This is a genomic window from Solilutibacter pythonis, from assembly GCF_003697345.1.
Taxonomy (GTDB): Bacteria; Pseudomonadota; Gammaproteobacteria; order Xanthomonadales; family Xanthomonadaceae; genus Solilutibacter; species Solilutibacter pythonis.
In genome coordinates, this window is record NZ_RFLY01000015.1 from 32516 (window position 1) to 52815 (window position 20300).

The following is a 20300-nucleotide window of genomic DNA, read 5'->3' on the forward strand; positions in this document are numbered from 1 at the left end:
CCATCCGCTCCCACACCTGTCGCTGACCGCCAATGGACGATCGAAACCTGCTGGTTTTTTCCGGTAACGCCAACCGTCCACTGGCCAAGGCCGTATGCGGCGAGCTGGGCATCCGCATGGGCAAGGCGCTGGTCGGGCGCTTCTCCGATGGCGAAGTGCAGGTGGAGATCGAGGAAAACGTGCGCGGCAAGGATGTCTACGTCATCCAGCCGACCTGCGCGCCCAGCGCCGAGAACCTGATGGAGCTCCTGGTGCTGATCGACGCGCTGCGTCGCGCCTCGGCCGCCCGCGTCACCGCCGTGGTGCCGTATTTCGGCTATGCCCGCCAGGATCGCCGCCCGCGCTCGGCCCGCGTGCCGATCACCGCCAAGGTGGCCGCCAGCATGTTCAGCGCGGTCAAGGCCGACCGCATGCTGACGCTGGATCTGCATGCCGACCAGATTCAGGGGTTCTTCGATATCCCGGTGGACAACGTCTACGCCTCGCCCTTGCTGCTGGCCGACATCTGGCGCGCCTACGGCACCGGCAACATGGTGGTGGTGAGCCCCGACGTCGGGGGCGTGGTGCGCGCGCGGGCCATCGCCAAGCGCCTGGACGATGCCGACCTCGCCATCATCGACAAGCGCCGGCCGAGGGCCAACGTGGCCACGGTGATGAACATCATCGGCGACGTCGAGGGCAAGAACTGCGTGCTGGTCGATGACATCGTGGATACCGCCGGCACCCTCTGCGCCGCCGCCGCCGCGCTGAAAGAGCATGGCGCGGCCAAGGTGGCCGCCTATATCACCCACCCGGTGCTGTCCGGCCCGGCGATCGACAACATCACCCGCTCCGCGCTGGACGAACTGGTCGTCACCGACACCATCCCGCTGTCCGACGCCGCCCGCACCTGCGAGAAAATCCGCCAGTTGTCGGTGGCGGAACTGCTGGCCGAGACCATCCGCCGCATCGCCTTCGGCGAATCGGTCAGCTCGCTGTACGTGGATTGATCCCATTCGCGCGGGTGAACCGCGCAATCGGCTCCCCTGGTCGCGGAGGAGTCGCCCCGCCGCAGCGATGCGGCCCATCAACTGAAAGTGAGTCAAGAAAATGTCGAACGAACACAAGCTGACGGCCTGGGGCCGCAAGGACGAGGGGAAAGGTGCGAGCCGCCGCCTGCGTCGTGCGGGCCGCCTGCCGGCCGTGATCTACGGGGCCGGCGCCGAGCCGCAGAGCATCGAATTGGAGCAGGAGCCGGTCTGGCTGGCGCAACAGCATGACTGGTTCTACGCCTCGATCATCAGCCTCGATGTGGATGGCAAGGCGCAGGACGTACTGCTGCGCGACATGCAGCGCCACCCGTACAAGCAGGTCATCATGCACCTGGATTTCCAGCGCGTGAAGGCGGGCGAGAAGATCCACGTCAAGGTGCCGTTGCACTTCGTCAACATCGACAGCTCGCCGGCGGGCAAGTCGGCCGAAGTGTCGGTGACTAGCGAACTGAACGACCTCGACGTGGTCGTGCTGCCGAGGAACCTGCCGGAATTCATCGAAATCGACCTCGGCAAGATGGAAGCCGGCGACACCGTGTACCTGGCCGACATCAAGCTGCCGAAAGGCGTCGAACTGGCCCATCCGATCAGCGACGAGCACAACCCGGCCGTGGCCGTGGCGCGTTTCGTCAAGGTCGAGGAAGCCTCGGCCGAAGGCGAGACCGAAGCCGGTGACGTACCGGCCGCCAAGCAGGAAGGCGCCGAGTAACCGGCGGCGGGCGGCGAAGGTCGAACGCCTTCGCCGCCGCCTCATCCGATGGACGGATTGCGCCTCATCGTCGGCCTGGGCAATCCCGGCGCCGAACACGCGAGAACCCGCCATAACGCGGGTTTTCGTTTTGTGGACGAATTGGTCGAACAGGCCAGCGCGCATTGGCGCGTGGAGGGCAAGCTCTTCGGCGAGACCGCCCGGGTGGAAATCGCCGGCCGCGAGGTCTGGCTGTTGAAACCGGCCACCTTCATGAACCTGAGCGGCAAGTCGGTGACGGCGGCGCTGCGGTTCTGGAAGATCGAGCCGGCGCGGATGCTGGTCGTCCACGACGAACTCGACCTGCCGCCCGGCACCGCGCGGCTCAAGTTCGATGGCGGTCATGGCGGCCAGAACGGCCTGCGCGACATCGTGCGCCTGCTCGGCCACGGCCAGTTCCACCGGCTGCGCGTTGGCATCGGCCATCCCGGCCACAAGGATCGCGTCACCGGCTGGGTGCTGGGCCGCGCGAATGCCGAAGACGACATCCTCACCGGCCGCGCCATCGATGCCGCCATCGACGTATTGCCCCTGGCCGCCGATGGCGACTTCAACGAGGCGATGAAAAGGCTGCATACCACCAGGGGCCGGTGAGAAGCTCGTGCAGCCGTTCGCCTTACCGTATTCCTTATCACCTGGCCGGTGGTTCCCCTGACTTCCGGCCCCTGACCTCTGGATCCTGATACATGGCCATCCAATGCGGCATCGTGGGCCTGCCGAACGTCGGCAAATCCACGCTTTTCAACGCACTGACCAAGGCGGGCATCGCTGCGGCCAACTTCCCCTTCTGCACCATCGAGCCGAACGTCGGCGTGGTGCCGGTGCCGGACCCGCGCCTCGCCGCGCTGGCCGAAATCGTCAAGCCCGAGCGCGTCCTGCCGACCGCGGTCGAGTTCGTCGATATCGCCGGCCTGGTGGCGGGCGCGGCCAAGGGTGAAGGGCTGGGCAACAAGTTCCTCGCCCATATCCGCGAGGTGGACGCCATCGCCCATGTGGTGCGTTGCTTCGAGCATCCCGATGTCATCCACGTCAACAACCGGGTCGATCCGATCGCCGATATCGAGACCATCGACACCGAACTCGCGCTGGCCGACCTGGAGTCGGTGGAGAAGGCGTTGCAGCGCGCCGAGCGCAACGCCAAGAGTGGCGACAAGGAGGCCAGGGCGCGCGTCGAAGTGCTCTCGCGCGTGCGCGCGGGGCTCGATGAAGGCCGGCCTGTGCGCGCGCTCGACCTGTCCGATGACGACAAGGCGACGATCCGCGACCTGTTCCTGCTGACCGTCAAGCCGGTGATGTACGTCGCCAACGTGCTGGAAGACGGTTTCGACGACAACCCGTATCTCGACGCCGTGCGTGCGCGCGCCGAAGCCGAAGGCTCGCAGGTGGTGCCGGTGTCCGCCGCCATCGAGGAGGAGCTTTCGCAACTCGACGATGCCGATCGCGACACCTTCCTGGCCGACCTCGGTCTGGACGAGCCGGGCCTGAACCGCGTCATCCGCGCCGCCTACGCGCTGCTGGGGCTACAGACCTATTTCACCGCCGGCGTCAAGGAAGTGCGCGCCTGGACGGTGAAGAAGGGCGCCACCGCCCCGCAGGCCGCGGCGGTCATCCATACCGATTTCGAGAAAGGATTCATCCGCGCCGAAACCATCGCCTACGACGATTTCATCAAGTACAAGGGCGAGGCCGGCGCCAAGGAGGCCGGCCGGCTCAGGCTCGAAGGCAAGGAATACAAGGTGGCCGAAGGCGATGTGCTGCATTTCCGCTTCAACGTCTGATCCATTCAGGTTATTCCGATGCGAGGCCGGGCCGATGCCCGGCCTTTTCGTTGGATGTCCGGCGATGGGGCGAGCCTGCCGGTTTGCCCAGACTGGCGTTGCCCGGCAAGTCCGCCGGCCATCTTCCAGACAAGGAGCATCGTCATGAAAACCGTCACCGCCAGCTTGAAGGCCCTGATCCTCGCCGCCACCCTGTTCGCCGGCCACGCGTTCGCGGCCGAGGTCGTCGATATCAATACCGCCGATGCCGCCACGCTCAACCGCGTCCTGCTTAACGTCGGCCCGGGCAAGGCGCAGGCCATCGTCGACTACCGCATGGCCAATGGCCCTTTCAAAAGCGTCGATCAACTGGTCAACGTGCGCGGCATCGGCCTGAAAACCGTCGAGAAGAATGCCGAGCGGATGACCATCGGCGCCAGCCGCGCCAAGCCCGCAGCCCCCGCGAAGCGAGGCGCGTCGGCGGCCCGGTGATGCCCATTCGCGGCGCCGGCGGGCCGCGCCGGTTGCCGGAATTCGCACGACAATGCGTGCCTGGGTGGTGCGGCTGAAGCACAATCGCCGCCATCACCAACGGAGTGACGCACGATGATTCGATTCCTGCTTACCGCCACCTTGACCGCCGCCATTGGCGTTTCCACCGCCAATGCGGCGGAACCGGTACTGGTCATTCATGGGGGCGCCGGCGTAATCCGCAAAGACATGAATCCGGCCGAGGAAAACGGCGCGCGCGCAGCTCTGGCGGCCGCTCTGCGTCGCGGCCATGCCGAGCTTGTCGCCGGCAAACCCGCGTTGGATGCGGTCACTGCCGCCATCACCGTGCTGGAGGACAGCCCATACTTCAATGCCGGACGCGGCGCGGTGTTCACTCACGAAGGCCGCAACGAACTGGATGCCTCGGTGATGGAGGGCCATACCCGTCGCGCCGGTGCCGTGGCCGGTGTCCAGCGTGTCAAAAACCCGGTGCTGCTGGCCCGCGCGGTGATGGAAAAATCCCCGCACGTGATGCTGATGGGCGCAGGTGCCGAGGCATTCGCGCGCGGGCAGGGCGTCGAGCTGGTCGATCCCGGGTACTTTCGCACCGAGAAACGCTGGAACCAACTGCAAGAACGCCTGCGCGAGGAAGCCGGCAAGGCCGCCGTCGCCACGCCCGAGTACCTGAAATACATCGGCACGGTGGGTGCCGTGGCGCTGGATGCGCAAGGACATTTGGCGGCCGGTACCTCCACCGGCGGCATGACCGCCAAGCGCTGGAACCGGGTTGGGGACAGTCCTATCATCGGCGCCGGTACCTGGGCCGACGATGGCTGCGCGGTGTCCGGCACGGGCTGGGGCGAGTTCTTCATCCGTACCGCGGCCGCCAGATCGATTTGCGGCCGGGTCGAGTACTTGAAGGCATCCGCCGTGGAGGCGGGTGCCGCCGTGATCAATGGCGAGGTGGTGCGGCTGGGCGGGGATGGTGGTGCCATCGTCATGACCGCGAAAGGCGATTTCGCCTTCCCGTTCAATACCGCGGGCATGTATCGCGGCTGGGTCGGCGCCGATGGCGTGCCGCACGTCGCGATCCATGCCGAAGAACGGTTGCGCGGCGATGCCGTGGCGCAGCCGAACCTCCCCGGCAAGCTCGATGCGCCGCCGCACTGAAACTTTTTCACTCCCAGCCGTTGACAGCGGCGGGAACCCTCGCCAGAATAACGGGCTGTTTCACCGCTGGCGGTTTTCGGCGGAGGGATACCCAAGCGGCCAACGGGGGCAGACTGTAAATCTGCTGGCTTACGCCTTCGGTGGTTCGAATCCACCTCCCTCCACCACCTTCGCGGCTGGACCAGCTTCCCGGTGCGGGAGTAGTTCAATGGTAGAACCTCAGCCTTCCAAGCTGATGGTGCGGGTTCGATTCCCGTCTCCCGCTCCATTGGGACCGCTCCCCAGCGGAAAATTCGCTCACGTAGCTCAGTCGGTAGAGCACTTCCTTGGTAAGGAAGAGGTCGATGGTTCGATTCCATTCGTGAGCACCATTTTGGTTTCACCACCGCAATCCAGACCCGAGTAGAGACATGGCAAAGGAAAAGTTCGAGCGCAAGAAGCCCCACGTGAACGTGGGCACGATTGGACACGTTGACCACGGCAAGACGACGCTGACGGCGGCGCTGACGAAAGTGGGCGCGGAACGTTTTGGTGGTGAGTTCAAGGACTACTCGTCGATCGACGCGGCACCAGAAGAGAAGGCGCGCGGGATCACGATTTCGACGGCGCACGTGGAATACGAAAGCCCGACCCGTCACTACGCCCATGTGGACTGCCCGGGCCACGCCGACTATGTGAAGAACATGATCACCGGCGCGGCGCAGATGGACGGCGCGATTCTGGTGTGCTCGGCGGCCGACGGCCCGATGCCGCAGACGCGCGAGCACATTCTGCTGTCGCGTCAGGTGGGCGTGCCGCACATCGTGGTGTTCCTGAACAAGGCGGACATGGTGGACGACGCCGAGCTGCTGGAACTGGTCGAGATGGAAGTGCGCGAGCTGCTGTCGAAGTACGACTTTCCGGGCGACGACACTCCGATCATTCACGGTTCGGCGCGTCTGGCGCTGGAAGGCGACCAGTCGGAGATTGGCGTGCCTGCGATTCTGAAGCTGGTGGACGCACTGGACACCTACATTCCGGAGCCGGAGCGTGACGTGGACAAGCCGTTCTTGATGCCGGTGGAAGACGTGTTTTCGATTTCGGGCCGCGGCACGGTGGTGACGGGACGTATCGAGCGCGGGATCATCAAGGTGGGCGACGAGATCGAAATCGTCGGCATCCGTCCGACCGCGAAGACGACGGTGACGGGCGTGGAGATGTTCCGGAAGATGCTGGATCAGGGGCAGGCGGGCGACAACGCGGGTCTGCTGCTTCGCGGCACGAAGCGTGACGAAGTGGAGCGCGGGCAGGTGCTGTGCAAGCCGGGTTCGATCACGCCGCACACGGACTTCGAGGCGGAGGTGTATGTGCTGTCGAAGGACGAGGGTGGTCGTCACACGCCGTTCTTCAAGGGTTACCGTCCGCAGTTTTACTTCCGCACGACGGACATTACGGGTGCGGTGGAGTTGCCCGAGGGCACGGAGATGGTGATGCCGGGTGACAACGTGAAGATGAAGGTGAGCCTGATCAACCCGGTGGCGATGGACGAAGGGCTTCGTTTCGCGATTCGCGAAGGCGGTCGTACCGTCGGCGCGGGCGTGGTCGCCAAAATATTGAAGTAATGCTTGCCGCTCCGGGTGCTCATGGCGCCCGGAGCACAGCCTGAAACGGCAAGGGCGGCCTCGGCCGCCGTTGCCATTTTGAAGCAATATCCAAATCCGTACGCCAGTAGCTCAATTGGCAGAGCAGCGGTCTCCAAAACCGCAGGTTGGGGGTTCGAGTCCCTCCTGGCGTGCCACCCGTCCCGATCGGGATGCGAGCGGTCAGCGTCTTGTGCGCACCGCGGCCAATCGAGGAATCCCCGGCCAGTGAACAGCAAGGTCGTCCACGACAAGCAAGGCGCTTCCGGTGCCGACATCGCCAAGTTCGTCATCGCCGGCCTGCTGGTGGCGGTCGGGGTATTCGCGTTCTACTGGTTCCAAGGCGAGTGGCCGACCTGGCAGCGCGCGACGGCGGTCATCGCCGGCTTGTTGCTGGGGGCGGTCGTGTTCATGACCTCCACCAAGGGGCCGCAGTTGCGTGAGTTCTTCTCCGAAACCCGGTTTGAACTCCGCAAGGTCTTCTGGCCGACCCGCCAAGAGACCATGCGTACCACCTGGGTGGTGATGGCCGTGGTGGTGGTGGTCAGCCTACTGCTGGGCGGCTTCGACCTGGTGATCTCCCAGTTCACCAAGCTCCTCTGGGGCTGAGACGGACCGCGAAGACTTAAGGAATGAAGATGGAAGTGGCATCGACCGACAACAAGCGATGGTACGTGGTGCATGCTTATTCCGGCTTCGAGAAATCGGTGGCGCAGGCGCTGCGCGATCGTATCGTGCGGATGGACATGCAGGAACGCTTCGGCGACGTGATCGTGCCGACCGAGGAAGTGGTGGAAATGCGTTCCGGCCAGAAGCGCCGGTCCGAGCGCAAGTTCTTTCCCGGCTACGTGCTGGTGCAGATCGCCACTCAGGACGACAACGGCATTCCGCGGATCGACAACGAATCCTGGCATCTGATCAAGGAAACCCCGCGGGTGATGGGTTTCATCGGCGGTACCGCGGACAAGCCGTTGCCTATCAGCGATCGCGAGGCCGATACCATCCTGCAACGCGTGCAGGATGGTGTCGAGAAGCCGCGCCCGAAGGTGCTGTTCGAGCCAGGAGAAATGGTGCGCGTCACCGATGGCCCGTTCAACGACTTCAATGGCGTCGTCGAAGAAGTCAATTACGAGAAGAGCCGTGTCCGTGTGGCCGTGCTCATTTTCGGCCGCTCCACGCCGGTGGAGCTGGAATTCGGTCAGGTCGAAAAAGCCTGATCCAAGGCGGAAGCCCGGGCCTCGCGGCGCGGGCTTCCTGATTCAAGCAACGGAGAAGTCCCGCAGCGGCGACGCGTGCAGACGTTCGAACTCCAGGAGAAACCAACGTGGCAAAGAAAGTCATTGGCTACATCAAGCTACAGGTGAAGGCCGGCCAGGCCAATCCCTCACCGCCGGTGGGCCCCGCGCTCGGTCAGCGCGGTCTTAACATCATGGAATTCTGCAAGGCATTCAACGCGGCGACCGCCAAGTTGGAGCCGGGCCTGCCGATTCCGACCGTCATCACCGCTTATTCCGACCGCACTTTCACCTTCATCACCAAGACGCCGCCGGCGACCATCCTGTTGAAGAAGGCCGTGGGCATCCAGTCCGGTTCCAAGCGTCCCAACACCGAGAAGGTGGGCAAGGTGACGCGCGCCCAGCTGGAAGAAATCGCCAAGGCGAAGGAACCCGATCTGACCGCCGCCGATCTGGACGCGGCTGTGCGCACCATCGCGGGTTCCGCCCGTTCGATGGGTCTGACGGTGGAGGAGTAAGAACATGGCACTGACCAAACGACAGAAGGCGATCAGCGCGGCCGTGGAGCCGGGCAAGGCCTACCCGATTGACGAAGCCCTGAAGATCGTCAAGGACAACAGCAAAACCAAATTCGTCGAGGCCGTGGACGTCGCGGTGCGTCTGGGCGTTGACGCGCGCAAGTCCGACCAGCAGGTGCGCGGCTCCACCGTGCTGCCGGCCGGTACCGGCAAGAGCGTGCGCGTGGCGGTGTTCGTGCCGGCCGGCGCCAAGGCCGAGGAAGCGCTGGCTGCCGGCGCCGATGCCGTGGGCATGGATGACCTGGCCGAGAAGATGCAGGCCGGCGACCTCAACTATGACGTCGTCATCGCCACCCCGGATGCGATGCGCGTGGTCGGCAAGCTCGGCACCCTGCTTGGCCCGCGTGGCCTGATGCCGAACCCCAAGGTCGGTACCGTGTCCCCGAACCCGGGCGAGGCGGTCAAGAATGCCAAGGGCGGTCAGGTGCGCTATCGCACCGACAAGGCCGGTATCATCCACTGCACCATCGGCAAGGCTGATTTCGACAGTGACAAGCTGAAGGAAAACCTGACCGCGCTGCTCGGCGACCTGATCAAGGCCAAGCCGGCAACCGCCAAGGGAACTTACCTGCAGAAGGTCTCGGTTAGCTCGACCATGGGTCCGGGCGTGCTCGTCGATCAGTCCTCGCTGGCATTGATGAAGTGATCCACGCGGTCGGCGGCCGGGCTTGTTGAAAGTCCGGTTCGTCGGCCACGGTTTCAACGGCCCGTCTCAGGATGGGTCGGCAGGATGGCGGTGGTATCGCCATCACCCTTTTGAAGGCGTCGCGGCGGCGCAAGCCGCCGCGGAGCCATCAAAGACCGCAGGAGCGGTCGGCGCACATCGGCGACGGGCATGGAAGCTCGGCACGGCACGGAATCGCCGTCGATGAAAGCGGGGCTGCTTAATCGGCTCGCGGGAGCGTCCTGCGCAGATGGTCGCCCTTCTGGAAGTTTTCACGGGTTGTCCCGGTTCAGAAGCGCACCAAGGGATGCACGTCGTCCCCGATGTCACGGAAGGCATCGCCAAGTCCCGTCCGCCGCTGGAGCGGCTGGCGGAAATCCCAACAGGAGTGCTTATGGCTCTGAATCTGTCCCAAAAGAAAGACGTCGTTGCCGAAGTGGCTGAAATTGCCGGCAAGGCGCACTCCCTGATCGCAGCCGAGTACGCTGGCACCACGGTCGAGCAAATGACCGCGATGCGCAAGAAGGCCCGCGAGACCGGCGTGTACTTGAAAGTCGTCAAGAACACCCTGGCCGTGCGCGCCGTGGAAGGCACCGAGTTCGACGTGGCGAAAGAATCGCTGGTTGGCCCGCTGCTGTACGCGTTCTCGACCGAGGAGCCCGGCGCAGCCGGTCGCCTGATCAAGGAATTCGCCAAGTCCAACGACAAACTGCAACCGAAGGTGGTCGTGGTGGGGGGGGAACAGTACCCCGCCAGTCACGTCGAAGTGCTGGCCTCGCTGCCGACCCTGGAACAGGCGTTGGCCATGCTGGCCCGCGCGCTGGCCGAGCCGGCTTCCATGTTCGCCCGTGCCGTCAAGGCGGTGGCCGACAAGGAAGGTGGCGATGCCGACCAGCCGGCGGAAGAAGCCGCCTCGGCTTGACCGCTTCGGTTCACATCCAACCCATTTGAAACTACAGAGGTAATCCCATGTCTCTTACCAACGAACAGATCGTCGACGCGATCGCCGAAAAGAACCTGATGGAAGTGATGGAGCTGATCAAGGCCATCGAAGAGAAGTTCGGCGTTTCCGCCGCCGCTCCGGTCGCCGTGGCCGCCGGCCCTGTGGCCGCCGGTCCGGTCGAGGAGCAGACCGAGTTCAACGTCATCCTGAAGGCAGCCGGCGACAAGAAGGTCGAGGTCATCAAGGCCGTTCGCGCCATCACCGGCCTGGGCCTGAAGGAAGCCAAGGACTTGGTCGAAGGCGCTCCGCAGACCGTGAAGGAAGGCGCTTCGAAGGAAGACGCCGAGAAGATGAAGAAGGATCTGGAAGCCGCTGGCGCCCAGGTCGAGTTGAAGTAAGTGCGGTTTGGTCGCCGCGAAACATCGGCGACATCCAAGGGCTGGGGGCGCGAAAACGTCCCCGGCCTTTGGCGTTTGAAGGCAGGGGCCAAAGGTTGGCGACCAGGGCCAGGGAAAAGCGAGCGGTTTTCGCGATATTCCCCACCCCCCGGTCTCTGATTTCTGGTTCCTGAACATACCGAGTCGACAATCGGAAGTAGCGGGAGAGGGCGTGCTGGTGCCGGCAATACCAGCGACTTCCCATTGTCGATTTCCGTCCCACCGGACGGGTTCCGGTCATCCGGCGGACCCATCCGCCCCTGACACACGAGGTTAGCTCCCATGGCCAGCGTGCCCAGCACCGAATATTCCTTTACCGAGAAGAAGCGCGTCCGCAAGAATTTCGGTAAGCGCAAGTCGATTCTCGAAGTCCCCTTCCTGCTCGCGATCCAGGTCGATTCCTACCGAGAGTTCCTACAGGCCGAGAAGGCCATGAACGCGCGCGAGGACAAAGGTCTGCACGCCGCGTTGAAGTCGGTCTTCCCGATCACCAGCTACAACGGCTACGCCGCGCTGGAATACGTCGGCTATACCCTTGGCACTCCGGTGTTCGACGAGCGCGAATGCCGTAACCGCGGTCTCTCCTACGGCGCCCCGCTGCGCGTCACCGTGCGCCTGGTGATCTACGACCGCGAGTCCTCGAACAAGGCGGTGAAGTACGTCAAGGAGCAGGAGGTCTACATGGGCGAAGTGCCGCTCATGACCGATAACGGCACCTTCATCGTCAACGGCACCGAGCGCGTCATCGTCTCGCAGCTGCACCGTTCGCCGGGCGTGTTCTTCGATCACGATCGCGGCAAGACCCACAGCTCGGGCAAGCTGCTCTACAGCGCCCGGATGATTCCGTACCGCGGCTCCTGGCTGGATTTCGAGTTCGACCCGAAGGACGCGCTCTACACTCGTATCGACCGCCGCCGTAAGCTGCCGGTCTCGGTACTGCTGCGCGCGCTGGGCTATTCCAACGAGGAGATGCTCAACGAATTCTTCGAGATCAACACCTTCCATATCGACCCCACCGAAGGCGTGCAGCTGGAACTGGTGCCGGAGCGCCTGCGCGGCGAAACGCTCGAATTCGACCTGGCCGATGGCGACAAGGTGATCGTCGAGGCCGGCAAGCGCATTACCGCGCGCCACGTCAAGCAACTGGAGCAGTCCGGTATCGACGCGCTGGCGGTGCCGGACGGTTACATCGTTGGCCGGATTCTCTCGCATGACGTGATCGATCCGGCCACCGGCGAGTTGCTGGCGTCCGCCAATGACGAGATCACCGAGGAACTGCTCGGCAAGCTGCGCAAGGCGGGCATCGCCGCTGTCGGCACCTTGTGGGTGAATGATCTCGATCGCGGCCCGTACCTCTCCAACACGTTGCGCGTGGACAGCACCCGCAGCCAGTTGGAGGCACTGGTCGAGATCTATCGCATGATGCGTCCCGGCGAGCCGCCGACCAAGGACGCCGCGCAGAACCTGTTCCACAACCTGTTCTTCACCTTCGAGCGCTACGACCTGTCCAGTGTTGGCCGGATGAAGTTCAACCGCCGCCTGGGCCGCAAGGAAGTCACCGGCGCCCCGGTGCTGTACGACCACAAGTATCTGGCCTCGCGTGCCGATGACGAATCCAAGCGTCTGGTCGAAGCCAATGGCGAAGGTTCCGACATCCTCGACGTGATCCGCGTGCTGACCGAGATCCGTAACGGTCGCGGCGTGGTGGACGACATCGATCACCTCGGCAACCGTCGCGTGCGTTCGGTCGGCGAGATGGCCGAGAACACCTTCCGCGTCGGCCTGGTGCGTGTCGAGCGCGCGGTGCGCGAGCGCCTGACCATGGCCGAGGCCGATGGCCTGACGCCGCAGGATCTCATCAATGCAAAGCCGGTCGCGGCGGCGATGAAGGAGTTCTTCGGTTCCTCGCAGCTCTCGCAGTTCATGGATCAGAACAACCCGCTGTCGGAGGTGACGCACAAGCGCCGCGTCTCCGCGCTGGGCCCGGGTGGCCTGACCCGCGAGCGCGCCGGCTTCGAAGTGCGCGACGTGCACCCGACCCACTACGGCCGCGTCTGCACCATCGAAACGCCGGAAGGCCCGAACATCGGCCTGATCAATTCGCTGGCCGTGTTCGCCCGCACCAATAGTTACGGCTTCCTCGAAACCCCGTACCGCAAGGTGGTGGATGGCAAAGTCACCGACCAGATCGAATACCTCTCGGCGATCGAGGAGAACGAATACGTCATCGCCCAGGCCAATGCAGCGCAGGACACCAAGGGCAAGCTGACCGCCGAGTTCGTCAACTGCCGCTACCAGGGCGATACCCAGTTGCGTCCGCCGAGCGAGGTGGACTTCATGGATGTCTCGCCGATGCAGACCGTGTCGGTGGCCGCGGCGCTGGTGCCGTTCCTCGAGCACGACGACGCCAACCGCGCATTGATGGGCGCCAACATGCAGCGCCAGGCCGTACCGACGCTGCGGGCGCAGAAGCCGCTGGTCGGCACCGGCATCGAGCGCGCGGTGGCGCGCGACTCCGGCGTGACCGTCAACGCCCGTCGCGGCGGCGTGATCGAGCAGATCGACGCGGCCCGCATCGTGGTGAAGGCCAACGAATCGGAGATCGAGGGCGAGACCGATGCCGGCGTCGACATCTACAATCTGGTCAAGTACACCCGCTCCAATCAGAACACCTGCATCAACCAGCGCCCGCTGGTGAACGTGGGCGACGTGGTCGAGCGTGGCGACGTGTTGGCCGACGGCCCCTCGACCGACATCGGCGAACTGGCCCTGGGCCAGAACATGCTGGTCGCGTTCATGCCGTGGAACGGCTACAACTTCGAGGACTCCATCCTGCTCTCCGAGCGCGTGGTGGAAGAGGATCGCTACACCACGATCCACATCGAAGAGCTGACCGTCCAGGCGCGCGACACCAAGTTGGGATCGGAGGAAATTTCCGCCGACATCCCCAACGTGTCCGAGCATGCGCTGAACCGCCTGGACGAATCCGGCGTGGTCTACATCGGCGCCGAGGTGCGCGCCGGCGACATCCTGGTCGGCAAGGTCACGCCGAAGGGCGAAGCCCAGCTCACGCCGGAAGAAAAACTGCTGCGCGCGATCTTCGGCGAGAAGGCGTCCGACGTGAAGGACAGCTCGCTGCGGGTGCCGCCGGGCATGGATGGCGTGGTCATCGACGTGCAGGTCTTCACCCGCGACGGCGTGGAGAAGGATAAGCGCGCGATCAAGATCCAGGAAGAGGAAGTGCGCCGGGTCAAGAAGGATTTCGACGACCAGCGCATGATTCTGGAGGCCGCGATCTTCGCCCGCCTGCGCGCGCAGTTGCTCGGCAAGACCGCGAACGGCGGCGGTGGCCTGAAGAAGGGCGAAACCGTGACCTCGCTGGTGCTCGACCAGGCCCGTCCGCGTGACTGGTTCCACTTCAACATGAAGGACGAGGACGCGGCGGAAGCCATCGACCGCGCGCAGAAGCAGATCGCCCTGCACGAGAAGGAGTTCGAGCGCCGCTTCGAGGACAAGCGCGCCAAGATCAATCAGGGCGACGACCTCGCCCCGGGCGTGCTGAAGATGGTCAAGGTCTTCCTGGCGGTGAAGCGCCGGATTCAGCCTGGTGACAAGATGGCCGGCCGCCACGGCAACAAGGGCGTGGTGTCCAACATCGTGCCGGTTGAGGACATGCCGTACCTGGCCGATGGCCAGACCGTCGACATCGTACTGAATCCGCTGGGCGTGCCCTCGCGCATGAACATCGGCCAGATTCTCGAAGTCCATCTCGGCTGGGCGGCGAAGGGGTTGGGCCGCAAGATCCAGAAGATGCTGGATGAGCGGGCCAAGGTGGCCGAGCTGCGCAAGTTCCTCGACCAGATCTACAACCACGATGCCAAGAAGCTGGGCGAAGTGCGCGTCGATCTGTCGCAGTTCGGCGACGAGGAACTGTTGCGACTGGCCCGGAACCTGACCGACGGCGTGCCGATGGCGACCCCGGTGTTCGACGGCGCGGCGGAAACCGAAATCAAGACGATGCTGGAACTGGCCGACCTGCCGACTAGCGGTCAGACGCAGCTGTACGACGGTCGCACCGGCGAAGCGTTCGACCGCAAGACCACGGTCGGCTACATGCACATGCTGAAGTTGAACCACCTGGTGGACGACAAGATGCACGCCCGTTCCACCGGCCCGTACTCGCTGGTCACTCAGCAGCCCCTGGGCGGCAAGGCGCAGTTCGGCGGCCAGCGCTTCGGCGAAATGGAAGTCTGGGCGCTGGAAGCCTATGGCGCGGCGTATACGTTGCAGGAAATGCTCACCGTCAAGTCCGACGACGTGCAGGGTCGCAACCAGATGTACAAGAACATCGTGGATGGCGATTACGACATGGTCGCGGGCATGCCGGAATCCTTCAACGTGCTGGTCAAGGAAATCCGCTCGCTCGGCATCAACATGGAGCTGGAAGAGCATTGATGGAGCCGGGGCTCGGGACTCGGGACTCGGGACTCGGAAGGCAAAAGCAACCGCTTTTGATCTTCGTGTCCCGCATCCCGCATCCCGCGTCCCGAGAAGCTGAAAGAAGCCGCTCGACTCAATTGCTCACCAAGCTCCCGGAGACCCAAAAATGAAAGACCTTCTCAACCTGTTCAACCAGCAGCGCACTGTGCCGGACTTCGACGCGATCAAGATCGCACTGGCCAGCCCGGACATGATCCGTTCCTGGTCCTTCGGCGAAGTCAAGAAGCCGGAAACCATCAACTACCGTACCTTCAAGCCGGAACGCGACGGCCTGTTCTGCTCGGCCATCTTCGGCCCGGTCAAGGATTACGAGTGCCTGTGCGGCAAGTACAAGCGCATGAAGCATCGCGGCGTGGTCTGCGAGAAGTGCGGTACCGAGGTGACGCTGGCGAAAGTTCGCCGCGAACGCATGGGCCACATCGATCTGGCCGCGCCGGTCGCCCACATCTGGTTCCTGAAGTCGCTGCCTAGCCGCATTGGCCTGATGCTCGACATGACGCTGCGTGACATCGAGCGCATCCTCTACTTCGAAGCCTATGTAGTCACCGAGCCGGGCCTGACCCCGCTGGAAGCCGGCCAGTTGCTCAACGAAGAGCAGTACATGCAGGCCCGCGCCGAGCATGGCGACGACTTCGAGGCCGCGATGGGCGCCGAGGCGGTGTTCGAGCTGCTACGCGACATCGACCTGCAAGCGGAGATGGTCAAGCTGAAGGAGGAGATCGCCTCCACCGGTTCCGAGACCAAGCTCAAGCGCCTCACCAAGCGCATCAAGCTGGTCGAAGCCTTCCTCGAATCCGGCAATCGCCCCGAGTGGATGATCATGACCGTGCTGCCGGTGCTGCCGCCGGACCTGCGTCCGCTGGTGCCGCTGGATGGCGGCCGCTTCGCCACCTCCGACCTCAACGACCTCTACCGCCGCGTCATCAACCGCAACAACCGCCTGCGCCGCCTGCTGGAACTGGCCGCGCCGGACATTATCGTGCGCAACGAAAAGCGCATGTTGCAGGAATCGGTCGATGCGCTGATGGACAACGGCCGCCGCGGCCGCGCCATCACCGGCACCAACAAGCGCGCGCTGAAGTCGCTGGCCGACATGATCAAGGGCAAGCAGGGCCGTTTCCGCCAGAACCTGCTGGGCAAGCGCGTGGATTATTCCGGCCGCTCGGTGATCGTGGTCGGCCCGTACCTGCGTCTGCACCAGTGTGGTCTACCGAAGAAGATGGCGTTGGAACTGTTCAAGCCCTTCATCTTCGCCAAGCTGCAACGCCGCGGCCTGGCCACCACCATCAAGGCGGCCAAGAAGCTGGTCGAGCGCGAAGAGGCGGAAGTCTGGGACATCCTGGAAGAGGTCATCCGCGAACACCCGGTGATGCTGAACCGCGCGCCCACGTTGCACCGTCTCGGCATCCAGGCGTTCGAGCCGGTACTGATCGAAGGTAAGGCCATCCAGCTTCACCCGCTGGTCTGTACCGCCTTCAACGCCGACTTCGACGGCGACCAGATGGCCGTGCACGTGCCGCTCTCGCTGGAAGCCCAGCTGGAAGCGCGCGCGCTGATGATGTCCACCAACAACATCCTGTCGCCGGCCAACGGCGAGCCGATCATCGTGCCCTCGCAGGACGTGGTGCTGGGCCTGTACTACATGACCCGCGCGCTGGAGAACAAGGCGGGCGAGGGCATGGCCTTCGCCAACGTGGCCGAGGTCAAGCGCGCCTACGACAACCGCGTGGCTGAATTGCACGCCAAGGTCAAGGTACGCATCACCGAGTACGTGCTGGACGATGAAGGCGGACGTGTGCCGCGGACTTCGGTGGTCGAAACCACCGTGGGCCGTGCGCTCCTGGCCGACATCCTGCCGAAGGGCCTGGCGTATTCGCTGGTCAACACCGAGTTGAACAAGAAGGCGATCAGCCGTCTCATCAACACCTGCTATCGCGAGCTGGGCTTGAAGGACACCGTGGTGTTCGCCGACCAACTGATGTACACCGGCTTCTCCTACGCCACCCGCGCGGGTGTGTCGATCGGCATCGACGACATGATCATCCCGGCGGAAAAGGCCGGCATCTTGGAGGAAGCCGAAGCCGAGGTGCTGGAAATCCAGCAGCAGTACCAGTCGGGTCTGGTCACTGGCGGCGAACGCTACAACAAGGTGGTCGATATCTGGTCGCGCACCAACGAGCGCGTGGCCAAGGCGATGATGGACACCATCGGCACCGACAAGGTGGAGAACGCCCGGGGCGAGACCATCGACCAGAAGTCGATGAACTCGATCTACATCATGGCCGACTCCGGCGCGCGTGGCTCGCAGGCGCAGATCCGCCAGCTGGCCGGCATGCGCGGCCTGATGGCCAAGCCGGACGGCTCGATCATCGAGACCCCGATCACCGCGAACTTCCGCGAAGGTCTGAACGTTCTCCAGTACTTCATCTCGACCCACGGCGCGCGTAAAGGCTTGGCCGATACCGCGCTCAAGACGGCGAACTCGGGCTACCTGACCCGCCGTCTGGTGGACGTGGCGCAGGACGTGGTGATCACCGGAAGCGATTGCGGCACCGTGAACGGCCTGACCATGATCCCGATCGTCGAAGGCGGCGACGTGGTCGAGCCGCTGCGCGAGCGCGTATTGGGTCGCGTGGTGGCCGAGGACGTATTCCTGCCGGGCAACGACGACGAACCCATCGTCACTCGTAACACCCTGCTTGACGAAGCCTGGGTGCAGAAGCTTGAAGACGCCGGCGTGCAGTCGGTCAAGGTGCGTTCGACCATCACCTGCGATGCCCCGTTCGGTGTCTGTGCGCAATGCTACGGCCGCGATCTGGGCCGTGGCCACCTGGTCAACATGGGCGAGGCGGTCGGCGTGGTCGCCGCCCAGTCGATCGGCGAGCCGGGCACCCAGCTCACCATGCGTACCTTCCACATCGGTGGCGCGGCTTCGCGTGCGGCGGCCATCGACAACGTGACGGTGAAGACCACCGGCTCGGTCAAGTTCAACAACATGAAGACCGTGGCGCACGAAAGCGGCGGCGTGGTTGCCGTGTCGCGTTCCGGCGAACTCTCGGTGCTGGACGACCACGGCCGCGAGCGCGAGCGTTACAAGGTGCCCTACGGCGCGACCATCACCGTGCCCGATGGCGCGGCGATCAAGGCGGGCCAGGCCATCGCCAACTGGGACCCGCACAACCACCCGATCGTGTCCGAAGTGGCCGGTTTCGTGCGCTTCTACGATTTCGTCGATGGCGTCACCGTGATCGAGAAGACCGACGATCTCACCGGCCTGGCTTCGCGCGAGATCACCGATCCCAAGCGTCGCGGCTCGCAGGGCAAGGACTTGCGCCCACTGGTGCGCATCGTCGACAAGAACGGCAAGGATCTGAACATCCCCGGCACCGACTTGCCGGCGCAGTATCTCCTGCCGCCGCGCTCGATCGTCAACTTGCAGGACGGCGCCGCCGTGGGCGTGGGCGACGTGGTGGCGAAGATTCCGCAGGAAGCCTCGAAGACCCGCGACATCACCGGTGGTCTGCCGCGCGTGGCGGACCTCTTCGAAGCGCGCAAGCCGAAGGACCCGGCGATCCTCGCCGAGATTTCCGGCGTGGTCAGCTTCGGCAAGGACACCAAGGGCAAGCAGCGGCTGATCATCAAGGGCGTGGATGGCGTCGACCACGAGGAACTGATTCCGAAGTACCGCCAGGTCATCGTGTTCGAAGGCGAGCACGTCGAGAAGGGCGAGACCGTGGTGGATGGCGAGCCGAACCCGCAGGACATCCTGCGCCTGAAAGGCGTGGAAGAACTGGCGGCCTATCTCACCAAGGAAATTCAGGACGTCTACCGCCTCCAAGGCGTGAAGATCAACGACAAGCACATCGAAGTGATCGTTCGCCAGATGCTGCGCAAGGTCGAGATCGTCGATGCCGGCGATACCCGCTACCTGGTCGGCGAGCAGGCCGAGCGCCAGCGCGTGATCGAGGCCAATGCCAAGGCCGATACCCGTAACGAACTGCCGGCGAAATATCAGCCGGTGCTGTTGGGTATCACCAAGGCATCGCTGGCGACCGAGTCCTTCATCTCCGCGGCCTCGTTCCAGGAGACCACCCGCGTGCTGACCGAAGCCGCCGTGCGCGGTACCCGCGACAGCCTGCGCGGCTTGAAGGAAAACGTGATCGTCGGTCGTTTGATCCCGGCCGGCACCGGCTTGGCCTACCACGCCCAGCGCCGTCGCAACGCCGCCGGCCTGACCGCCGCCGATATGGAAGTGCTGACCGGCGAAACCGTCGAGCCGGCCGTCGCAACGCCGATGCCGGTGGAAATGGTGATGATCGAGGAAGGCGCAGACAACACCGGAGCCTGACCCGAACGGCGCCGTCGGCTTGCCGGTGGCGCCGATGGCGGCAAAGCGATTGCGCAGACACGGCAGTCGCTTTACAATCGCCAAGTTGTCGGCGGCCCTTCGGGGCCGCCCATTACCCGAAATGAAGGACAGGACGCCCTTCGTCTTCGGCACAAGGAAGCGCGGGGTTGTGCGGAGGTCGCGTGATGCGCGGGCCCGCACGCAAACAGCAGCTTGCGTTGACGGAAATGTCGAACGCAAGCTATACTTTTTTGTCTCCGTTCATGGAATCCGCCAGGCGGGTACGGGCGGCGATCAAATCCCCAGGCCCGACGCACAACGCAAGGGCCGCCGATACATCTGGACAAGCATGGCAACCATCAATCAGCTCGTGCGCAAGCCGCGCAGCCCTGAAACCTACAAGAGCACCTCGCCGGCGCTACAAAACTGCCCGCAGCGTCGTGGCGTCTGCACCCGCGTCTATACGACCACACCGAAGAAGCCGAACTCGGCCATGCGCAAGGTCGCCAAGGTGCGCCTGACCAACGGTTACGAAGTGATCTCCTACATCGGTGGCGAAGGCCACAATCTCCAGGAGCACAGCGTGGTGCTGATCCGCGGCGGCCGCGTCAAGGATCTGCCGGGCGTGCGCTACCACACCGTGCGCGGCTCGCTCGATGCCGCCGGCGTCGCCAAGCGCCGCCAGCGTCGCTCCAAGTACGGCGCCAAGCGTCCCAAGAGCTGATCGACGTGCCGGCCCCGCGCGCGTCGCGTCGGGGTTTTTCGCGTCATCCCGCAA

At 64.3% G+C, this 20300-nt stretch carries 16 protein-coding genes and 4 tRNA genes; all 20 read left to right on the forward strand.

Annotation, left to right across the window (positions count from 1 at the left end; translation table 11 throughout):
• Positions 1-32: 32 nt before the first annotated feature.
• The 20 genes from EBB59_RS10350 to rpsL all read left to right on the forward strand — a co-directional run bounded on the left by EBB59_RS10350 (position 33) and on the right by rpsL (position 20246).
• Positions 33-989, forward strand: coding sequence for a ribose-phosphate diphosphokinase (locus tag EBB59_RS10350; protein ID WP_122102082.1), 957 nt, complete (start codon positions 33-35; stop codon positions 987-989).
• Positions 990-1089: 100 nt separating this feature from the next.
• Positions 1090-1740 carry a 50S ribosomal protein L25/general stress protein Ctc gene (locus EBB59_RS10355; protein WP_122102083.1) on the forward strand — a complete coding sequence of 217 codons (651 nt, stop codon included), beginning with the start codon at positions 1090-1092 and terminating at the stop codon, positions 1738-1740.
• Between the two features lie 48 nt (positions 1741-1788).
• On the forward strand, positions 1789-2373 hold the full coding sequence (gene pth, locus EBB59_RS10360) for an aminoacyl-tRNA hydrolase (protein WP_122102084.1): 585 nt from the start codon (positions 1789-1791) through the stop codon (positions 2371-2373).
• A 92-nt stretch (positions 2374-2465) separates the two neighbouring features.
• On the forward strand, positions 2466-3557 hold the full coding sequence (gene ychF, locus EBB59_RS10365; RefSeq protein ID WP_122102085.1) for a redox-regulated ATPase YchF: 1092 nt from the start codon (positions 2466-2468) through the stop codon (positions 3555-3557).
• Between the two features lie 144 nt (positions 3558-3701).
• Positions 3702-4028: a ComEA family DNA-binding protein gene (locus EBB59_RS10370; RefSeq protein WP_122102086.1), complete on the forward strand. Its 327-nt coding sequence runs from the start codon at positions 3702-3704 to the stop codon at positions 4026-4028.
• A 114-nt stretch (positions 4029-4142) separates the two neighbouring features.
• Positions 4143-5198 carry an isoaspartyl peptidase/L-asparaginase family protein gene (locus EBB59_RS10375; protein ID WP_122102087.1) on the forward strand — a complete coding sequence of 352 codons (1056 nt, stop codon included), beginning with the start codon at positions 4143-4145 and terminating at the stop codon, positions 5196-5198.
• A gap of 81 nt (positions 5199-5279) precedes the next feature.
• A tRNA-Tyr gene (locus EBB59_RS10380) sits at positions 5280-5365 on the forward strand.
• A 27-nt stretch (positions 5366-5392) separates the two neighbouring features.
• A tRNA-Gly gene (locus EBB59_RS10385) sits at positions 5393-5466 on the forward strand.
• 27 nt (positions 5467-5493) lie between these two features.
• A tRNA-Thr gene (locus EBB59_RS10390) sits at positions 5494-5569 on the forward strand.
• Between the two features lie 39 nt (positions 5570-5608).
• Positions 5609-6799 (forward strand): elongation factor Tu, encoded by a 1191-nt coding sequence (gene tuf, locus EBB59_RS10395; RefSeq protein WP_122102088.1) that lies wholly within the window; start codon positions 5609-5611, stop codon positions 6797-6799.
• Positions 6800-6899: 100 nt separating this feature from the next.
• Positions 6900-6975: transfer RNA gene (locus EBB59_RS10400), tRNA-Trp, on the forward strand.
• Positions 6976-7045: 70 nt separating this feature from the next.
• Positions 7046-7426 carry a preprotein translocase subunit SecE gene (secE, locus tag EBB59_RS10405; protein WP_122102089.1) on the forward strand — a complete coding sequence of 127 codons (381 nt, stop codon included), beginning with the start codon at positions 7046-7048 and terminating at the stop codon, positions 7424-7426.
• Positions 7427-7455: 29 nt separating this feature from the next.
• Positions 7456-8034, forward strand: a complete 579-nt coding sequence (gene nusG / locus EBB59_RS10410) for a transcription termination/antitermination protein NusG (protein ID WP_122102090.1) — start codon at positions 7456-7458, stop codon at positions 8032-8034.
• Positions 8035-8141: 107 nt separating this feature from the next.
• Positions 8142-8570, forward strand: a complete 429-nt coding sequence (gene rplK / locus EBB59_RS10415; RefSeq protein WP_122102091.1) for a 50S ribosomal protein L11 — start codon at positions 8142-8144, stop codon at positions 8568-8570.
• Positions 8571-8574: 4 nt separating this feature from the next.
• Complete coding sequence (gene rplA / locus EBB59_RS10420) at positions 8575-9276, forward strand: 50S ribosomal protein L1 (RefSeq protein ID WP_122102092.1); 702 nt, start codon at positions 8575-8577, stop codon at positions 9274-9276.
• A 412-nt stretch (positions 9277-9688) separates the two neighbouring features.
• Complete coding sequence (gene rplJ / locus EBB59_RS10425; RefSeq protein WP_122102093.1) at positions 9689-10216, forward strand: 50S ribosomal protein L10; 528 nt, start codon at positions 9689-9691, stop codon at positions 10214-10216.
• Between the two features lie 47 nt (positions 10217-10263).
• Positions 10264-10635, forward strand: a complete 372-nt coding sequence (gene rplL / locus EBB59_RS10430) for a 50S ribosomal protein L7/L12 (protein ID WP_122102094.1) — start codon at positions 10264-10266, stop codon at positions 10633-10635.
• Positions 10636-10956: 321 nt separating this feature from the next.
• A complete protein-coding gene (rpoB, locus tag EBB59_RS10435) occupies positions 10957-15129 on the forward strand; it encodes a DNA-directed RNA polymerase subunit beta (RefSeq protein WP_122102095.1) in 4173 nt (1390 codons plus the stop codon).
• 151 nt (positions 15130-15280) lie between these two features.
• Positions 15281-19522, forward strand: coding sequence for a DNA-directed RNA polymerase subunit beta' (rpoC, locus tag EBB59_RS10440; RefSeq protein WP_122102096.1), 4242 nt, complete (start codon positions 15281-15283; stop codon positions 19520-19522).
• A 349-nt stretch (positions 19523-19871) separates the two neighbouring features.
• On the forward strand, positions 19872-20246 hold the full coding sequence (gene rpsL, locus EBB59_RS10445; RefSeq protein WP_122102097.1) for a 30S ribosomal protein S12: 375 nt from the start codon (positions 19872-19874) through the stop codon (positions 20244-20246).
• Positions 20247-20300 lie beyond the last annotated feature (54 nt).

Coding starts and splice junctions, on each gene's coding strand:
- EBB59_RS10350 (WP_122102082.1), top strand. CDS start 33: ATGGACGATCGAAACCTGCTGGTTTTTTCCGGTAACGCCAACCGTCCA.
- EBB59_RS10355 (WP_122102083.1), top strand. CDS start 1,090: ATGTCGAACGAACACAAGCTGACGGCCTGGGGCCGCAAGGACGAGGGG.
- pth (WP_122102084.1), top strand. CDS start 1,789: ATGGACGGATTGCGCCTCATCGTCGGCCTGGGCAATCCCGGCGCCGAA.
- ychF (WP_122102085.1), top strand. CDS start 2,466: ATGGCCATCCAATGCGGCATCGTGGGCCTGCCGAACGTCGGCAAATCC.
- EBB59_RS10370 (WP_122102086.1), top strand. CDS start 3,702: ATGAAAACCGTCACCGCCAGCTTGAAGGCCCTGATCCTCGCCGCCACC.
- EBB59_RS10375 (WP_122102087.1), top strand. CDS start 4,143: ATGATTCGATTCCTGCTTACCGCCACCTTGACCGCCGCCATTGGCGTT.
- tuf (WP_122102088.1), top strand. CDS start 5,609: ATGGCAAAGGAAAAGTTCGAGCGCAAGAAGCCCCACGTGAACGTGGGC.
- nusG (WP_122102090.1), top strand. CDS start 7,456: ATGGAAGTGGCATCGACCGACAACAAGCGATGGTACGTGGTGCATGCT.
- rplA (WP_122102092.1), top strand. CDS start 8,575: ATGGCACTGACCAAACGACAGAAGGCGATCAGCGCGGCCGTGGAGCCG.
- rplJ (WP_122102093.1), top strand. CDS start 9,689: ATGGCTCTGAATCTGTCCCAAAAGAAAGACGTCGTTGCCGAAGTGGCT.
- rplL (WP_122102094.1), top strand. CDS start 10,264: ATGTCTCTTACCAACGAACAGATCGTCGACGCGATCGCCGAAAAGAAC.
- rpoB (WP_122102095.1), top strand. CDS start 10,957: ATGGCCAGCGTGCCCAGCACCGAATATTCCTTTACCGAGAAGAAGCGC.
- rpoC (WP_122102096.1), top strand. CDS start 15,281: ATGAAAGACCTTCTCAACCTGTTCAACCAGCAGCGCACTGTGCCGGAC.
- rpsL (WP_122102097.1), top strand. CDS start 19,872: ATGGCAACCATCAATCAGCTCGTGCGCAAGCCGCGCAGCCCTGAAACC.